Consider the following 6,307-nt stretch of genomic DNA (forward strand, 5'->3'; position numbering starts at 1 on the left):
CTTTTGGGGATACGCTTAATCATCCCGATCAGATCCGGGCGCTCTCTTTGATAGGTGAATTCGGTCGTATCATGCAGGACAAGGACAGGCCCTTTCGCGGCCGCGATACGTTCCCGCGTCGATTTAAAATGACCAGACAGGATGTCGGCCTCGCTTACTCGTTCATTGGAGAAGAAACGATAGGCCGCCTTGGTGTTCGCCCAGTCTTGGCAAACCATCGGAATGCTCTGTCCGATGTCTCCACCAATCTGCTTCAGCAGCATGCGAAATCTCTCGCCAAGTCGAGCGTCCTTGAATTCGCACAGCGCAGCTTCACGGTCAAACCAGGTCACCGCGTCAGACGCCAACCGATGCGCCTTCTCATCCCGGGCGCGTGAAGTCAGTCCCATAGAGCACCTCTTCTCGAATCAGGTGCCCATCAAAGAATCACAAGCGATTCTGGCGACTCAAGTTTTTCGACTCACTGCACCTCAAAAAATGTGGGTAATCGTAAGCTTCGTCGTATGCGTACCAACCCGCAATTAAAGGGCGGATTGAAAGTGAGGCCAACGCGCCGCGGCCCCTTGATGCTGGGATGCCAGCTAGGGAATTTCGAAGCCCACAATTGAGGGTATTCAACGCCCGGCGACACCCAACCGAGCGGGCGGCGAGCCCGCCACTGCCTGTGAGTATGGGGGGACATGATTACGACCGCAGGCAGGTCTGACGATCAGTGAGGCTGCGTGGACGGTTACATAGCGTCACAGCCGTAACTCTGATCATCTCTAAAGTCCTGATGACGAGATATAGACTATGGACCGGGATGCCACCCCTTCTTGCGCAGCGTGCTGTCAGACTCTAACAGCGTCGATTGTCAGCTCTGAAACAATGTCTGATTGTCGACGCTACAAACATTCGTAGAAGACGCAGAGCAAGCTGCGATTTTCATCGGCACGTCCATGCTTGGTTCATCTACGAAGATCTCGGATCGCTGTTACAGAGTGGGTGAAGCTGAAGGTTGCCTTCTTGCGTGTCGCCACGAGCGCCGTGGTCGTCAGCTTGCTCTGAGGCAACAAAACACTAGGCTCAAGCGATAAGGTCGCGTTGGCTTGGCGCCTCCGCCCTCATATCGCGTCGGACGTATCAGACGTGCTGCCGACGGCCATTTGTTCTTATGGACATCGAGATTGTCGCTCTGCTCAGCAAGGGGTTTATACCCAGGCGTCGGTCGGCGAACGCAAGTGACAAGCTTCCGCGAACAACAGTGGCCTTTGGCACGAATGTGGCATCAGAACTCAGTGCCAACGCGGACATCGGTTCGCACGTGATGGCCCATAACATTGGGGTGAAGGAACCTCTTTGATGAGGACCGTATCGATTGAGTTCACCAGGTTGGTGTTTTTGTACTTCGTGAGCGTGCTCGCGGCCTTGCTTTTGCTGGTGGCGAGCATTCGCGGAGCCATCGAAAAACACCCCGGCTATCGGAGTGATTGCGCCGGGATGCTGATTGTTTTTTCTATGCTACTTGTTGATAATTTTCAGTCGGAATGCCGCGCTCTCCTTCTTTTCGGTGACAACCAGCCCGCACGAAGAAAGATCTTTGAGGGGGGTGCGGATCTGTTCAGCGTCAATGGGGCTAATGCGAAGGCACCGTGCAACGCTGTATCGGCTCCTGTGATTCTTCCAGCGCCCTCCCGTCTGCGCTGTCGATCGATGACGCTGAGCAGTGACGAGCCGTCATATTGTCCCGACGAAGACGTTCTAAAGAGGAGAGCAGACAAAGGGTGCCGAGTGGCGTCGTTCGCGCTTGCAGGATCGTTCCGGCAGAATAGTCCGGCTCTCCGTGCGGAGGCGCCTGCCGGTCCGATGCTGATGCAGAGGCCAGTCTCTTTGGCACCTCATAGTTTTACGACCTCAGCCGGGGTCACAATTAGCTTCACGTTGATCATGGCGTTAAACCCGAGCGGTACTGCTTTTGGTCCAAAGGTCTTTATGGATGCCGACAGTAAAGCTTTGGTCTGCGCGATCTCGCCCACGGATGCGGAAAGCATCTCTGCGTTTCGGCACTCGCTGGCGCAAGCCTTTGTTCAACAAGCGGCGAATCCCGGCGGGGGACTCCCGAGCAAGGATGTCGATGATTTGTTCGCGAACAACTGGGCTGCTAATGCAACAAATGGCATTATGGGCGGTTGCCTGCTCGGAAATAATAATGGAAGGGGAGCGATAGTGTAGCGCAGCACGTGGGCTTCGCGAACTCCACGAACGAGTCCGGGTCGCCAGATCCGGATTGCCCCTCTTCAACCCCTGTAACAGGAGGGCGTAATCCGCCCGATATGCTCGTCGCCCAGCCATTCCATGTCGTCGAGCACCCGCCCTCTGGCCGTGAAGCGTGCCGAATTGAAAAGTGCGGTGCATGCCGTCGCTTGATAATCGTGTGGACGCGTCGGGGTGCGGGTTAGCGGACAACTGGCAGGCAGTCTTCATAACTTGGGCGTCGACGATCGACGATCTGGTCCCTCATCGAACACAGGCGGCGCGCCCTCATCAATCGCCATCTGGGCTGACGACCGCTTACACGCACTAATGAAATCGTGCGTTTCACCAACTACCGATACCCTGCCAAGGGCTCGATTGTCTGGTTCGGACCAATGTCGACAACCGGACGCACGTCCCATGAACGAACCCGCTTGAGGCTCTATCTTCGAGCGGCATGCAGCTTGCTTCGTTTGCGCAGGCGCTCGGTATTGGACAGAGTGCATGATGCGATTTGGAGTTCTTCTTTGAGTAGCCACCACCATTGCGCTTCTAGCCGGCGGCAGGCCGGCTGGGCCGACTTTGGGCCAGCAGTGAAGCCCTGGTGCCAATCCGCAAACGGGGGAGCAGAACACAGCATTGGGCTCTGGCCCCGGCGCGGTTGCGTTATTTGCGGCTTCGGTCTGAGCCTTCCCATGCAGTTGAGGTACCGTGTTCACCATCTTTGTGTTCACTGGTTGTGGCTAGTTGCATCTGGACGTCAAGAAAATGTGCGTTCATGCATCTGGTGACTTCCGTCTGGCCGCCAGTACTGGTTGGCCGCTTTATCAGATTGTTGGCCTTGCTGACCCGACGGAAAGGTTAGTGGCTGTGGCTGCGCATCGTCACAAACTGATTGCGGTCGCGCCGGGGCGCGATCCGTGGCTCTTCACGTCGCTAGTCTGCCACTGCTTGCTTGCGATAGCCCTTGTCATCGCGACTGGTTTCGGCCCCGTCGTTAAGGCATCCGCCCAGAGCTTCACCTACAATCCGCTGCCGCCGCGTCCGAAGCCGCCGAAGGTCGCCAACGACAACCAGATGCTGGTTCAGGCGACCGAGGTCGTCTACGATTACAACAATTCGCGGATCTCGGCGGTCGGCAACGTGCAGCTGTTCTACAACGGCACCAGCTTCGAGGCCGACAAGGTCATCTACGACCAGAAGACCAAGCGGCTGCATGCCGAGGGCAACACCCGCATGACGGATACGGAGGGTAAGATCACCTATGCCGAGATTCTGGATCTGTCCGACGACTATCGCGATGGCTTCGTTGATTCGCTCCGGGTCGACACCGCCGACCAGACGCGGATGGCTGCGACCCGCGCCGACCGCTCCAGCGGCAACTACACCGTGTTCGAGAACGGCGTCTACACGGCCTGCGCACCCTGCAGGGACGATCCGAAGAAGCCGCCGCTCTGGCAGGTCAAGGGTGCCCGCATCATCCACGACCAGCAGGAGAAGATGCTGTATTTCGAGACGGCGCAGCTCGAATTCATCGGCGTTCCGCTCGCCTACATGCCCTATTTCTCGACACCCGACCCGACCGTGAAGCGCAAGACCGGCTTCCTGATGCCGGGCTTCACCTCCTATACGGCGTTCGGCTACGGCATCGAAGTCCCGTTCTACTGGGCGATCGCGCCCGATATGGACGCGACCTTCAACCCGCGCATCACCTCCAAGCAGGGCGTGCTATTGCAGACCGAATTCCGCCAGCGCCTGCTGGACGGCGCTTACCAGATCCGCGCCTACGGGATCCATCAGCTTAATCGCGGCAATTTCCCCGGCCAGCCCGGCGACCGCCAGATCCGTGGCGGCGTCGAGACCAAGGGCCAGTTCGCACTGAATGACAAATGGGTGTGGGGCTGGGACGGCGTTCTGCTGTCCGATTACTATTTCATGTCGGACTATCGCCTGGCGGCGTATCGCGATCCGCTTGGATCGTTCCTGAATCTGCCGACGGAAGCCATCTCGCAGCTCTATCTGACCGGCGTCGGCAATCGCAGCTTCTTCGATGCCCGCACGATGTACTTCCTGAGCTTCTCGGGTAACCAGCAGCAGGTTCCGGTCATCTATCCCGTGATCGACTACTCGAACGTGCTCAACTATCCGATCTTCGGCGGCGAGGTCTCCTACAAGACCAATTTCGTGAACCTGTCGCGTGATACCGCCGTGTTCGATCCGATCACGACGCTCGCCAACACCAACAGCCTGTGCACGACGGCGTCGGCCGATCCGCTCGCGCGCACGCCTTCGCAGTGCCTGTTGCGCGGCTTCCCCGGCACCTACACCCGCTTGTCGGCGGAGGCGCAATGGCGCAAGTCCTACACCGATCCGTTCGGCGAGATCTGGACGCCCTTCGCGATCCTGCGCGCTGACGCGATCAACGCCGACGTCTCGAACCAGCCGGGCGTGTCGAACTTCCTGCCCGTCGGCGACACCCAGGCGTTCCGCCTGATGCCGACCGTCGGCCTCGAATACCGCTATCCCTTCATCAACGTTCAGCCCTGGGGCTCGACCACCATCGAGCCGATCGCGCAGGTCATCATCCGTCCGAACGAGACCTATGCCGGCAAGCTTCCGAACGAGGACGCGCAAAGCTTTGTATTCGAAACGTCGAAACTGTTCAGCGTCGACAAGTTCTCCGGCTACGATCGCGTCGAAGGCGGCGGCCGGGCCAATGTCGGCGTGCAGGCCACCACCCAGTTCGACAGGGGCGGCGCCGTCAAGGTGCTGTTCGGGCAGTCCTACCAGCTGTTTGGCATGAACTCCTTCGCCGTCCGGGATTCCACCAATACTGGCCTCGATTCAGGTCTCGACAAGCCGCGATCCGACTATGTCGCGAGCGTCGACTACTCCCCGAACCGAACCTACACCTTCAGTGTCCGCGGCCGGTTCGACGAGCAAACCTGGAACGTCCAGCGCTTCGAGGCTGAAGGCCGCGCCAATTTCGACCGCTGGTCGCTCAGCATGATGTACGGCAATTACGCGCCGCAGCCGGAGCTCGGCTACCTGACGCGACGCGAAGGCATTCTCACCTCCGCATCGGTGAAAGTCGCCTCCAACTGGCTCATGCAGGGCTCCGCCCGCTGGGACCTCGAAGCCAACAAGATCAACCAATACGTGGTCGGCGCCGGCTATGTCGACGATTGCTTGGTGCTGGGATTGAACTATCTGAAATCCTACAATTTTACAGTAGGCGGCGTGCCCCCCGTCTTGAATGAAACCTACATGCTAAGTATAGGTCTACGAACATTCGGGACGATCGCAATCGGCTTCTGAGGCACGGATAGCGCGGCATGCGGGTCACGTCGGGCGACGTCACCACCACGACCGAGGCGCGCGATGGCGGGCAGCGGTCACGGCTGTGCTGGGAAAGCTCGAGTTCAACGAACGCGCAGAACTGGTCCACTTCATCCATGTCGCTTATCCGAGGGACCGCTGAGACTGAAATGGATCCCGGTTTTGGGACCAGGGGCGAAGTTAAGGGCCGCGCATTGGAAGCGGTGCTGGAGCAGGCGACGGCGGCCGTTCTGGCCCAGCGCTATGAGGTTCACCCGAACCAGATCTACGCATGGAAGAAGCACCTGCTGGACTAGGCGGCCGGAGCGTTTGACGCGGGTGTCGGGCGCGAGAGCGAGGAAGCGCGCGAACGCGAGTAGCTGCAAGCCAAGATCGGACAATGACAGTCGAGCGCGATTTGTATGAGCAATCTCACGTCAAGAGACATCATCAGGTCATTTTGCTTCCCCTGTGGGAATCGATTTTGTGCATTGGCGGGCTTCGGATTGAGCGGCGGCGGCGCTCCGCACCTAGCGGAGCCCGACGGCGTCGTGTCTCGGTTCGATCGGATTGCCGGGTTCGATGATCTCTCGTGCGCGCGTGCGTTTGGCGCATCAACTTATATCCAACAGCTCCGTAACGGCATACGACAATCCTGCATGCACGAACCAAGACATCGAGGAGGCATCAGGCGCCTGGAAAACTGCGCGCCGATGGCGGTCTGGCGGACCGCTGTAACCGGCGCATTCGGCGAAGA

At 58.8% G+C, this 6,307-nt stretch carries 4 protein-coding genes; 3 read left to right on the forward strand and 1 reads right to left on the reverse strand.

The annotated features are described in order from the left end of the window. Positions 1-389: IS4/Tn5 family transposase DNA-binding protein (locus XI09_RS09145; protein WP_271566545.1), on the reverse strand; the 389-nt coding region annotated here is incomplete at its 3' end. A 952-nt stretch (positions 390-1,341) separates the two neighbouring features. On the opposite strand from XI09_RS09145, the gene XI09_RS09150 reads away from it, so the two are divergent. The 3 genes from XI09_RS09150 to XI09_RS09160 all read left to right on the forward strand — a co-directional run bounded on the left by XI09_RS09150 (position 1,342) and on the right by XI09_RS09160 (position 5,867). Next, on the forward strand, positions 1,342-2,211 hold the full coding sequence (locus XI09_RS09150) for a hypothetical protein (RefSeq protein ID WP_271566546.1): 870 nt from the start codon (positions 1,342-1,344) through the stop codon (positions 2,209-2,211). Positions 2,212-3,183: 972 nt separating this feature from the next. Next, positions 3,184-5,550: an LPS-assembly protein LptD gene (locus XI09_RS09155; protein ID WP_442869566.1), complete on the forward strand. Its 2,367-nt coding sequence runs from the start codon at positions 3,184-3,186 to the stop codon at positions 5,548-5,550. 17 nt (positions 5,551-5,567) lie between these two features. Next, positions 5,568-5,867, forward strand: coding sequence for a hypothetical protein (locus tag XI09_RS09160; protein WP_271566548.1), 300 nt, complete (start codon positions 5,568-5,570; stop codon positions 5,865-5,867). Positions 5,868-6,307 lie beyond the last annotated feature (440 nt).

The sequence above is a fragment of the Bradyrhizobium sp. CCBAU 11386 genome (assembly GCF_028128955.1).
Lineage (GTDB): Bacteria > Pseudomonadota > Alphaproteobacteria > Rhizobiales > Xanthobacteraceae > Bradyrhizobium.

Excerpts from the sequence above, each read along its gene's own strand:
- XI09_RS09160 (WP_271566548.1), top strand. The coding sequence starts at position 5,568 with ATGCGGGTCACGTCGGGCGACGTCACCACCACGACCGAGGCGCGCGAT.
- XI09_RS09150 (WP_271566546.1), top strand. The coding sequence starts at position 1,342 with ATGAGGACCGTATCGATTGAGTTCACCAGGTTGGTGTTTTTGTACTTC.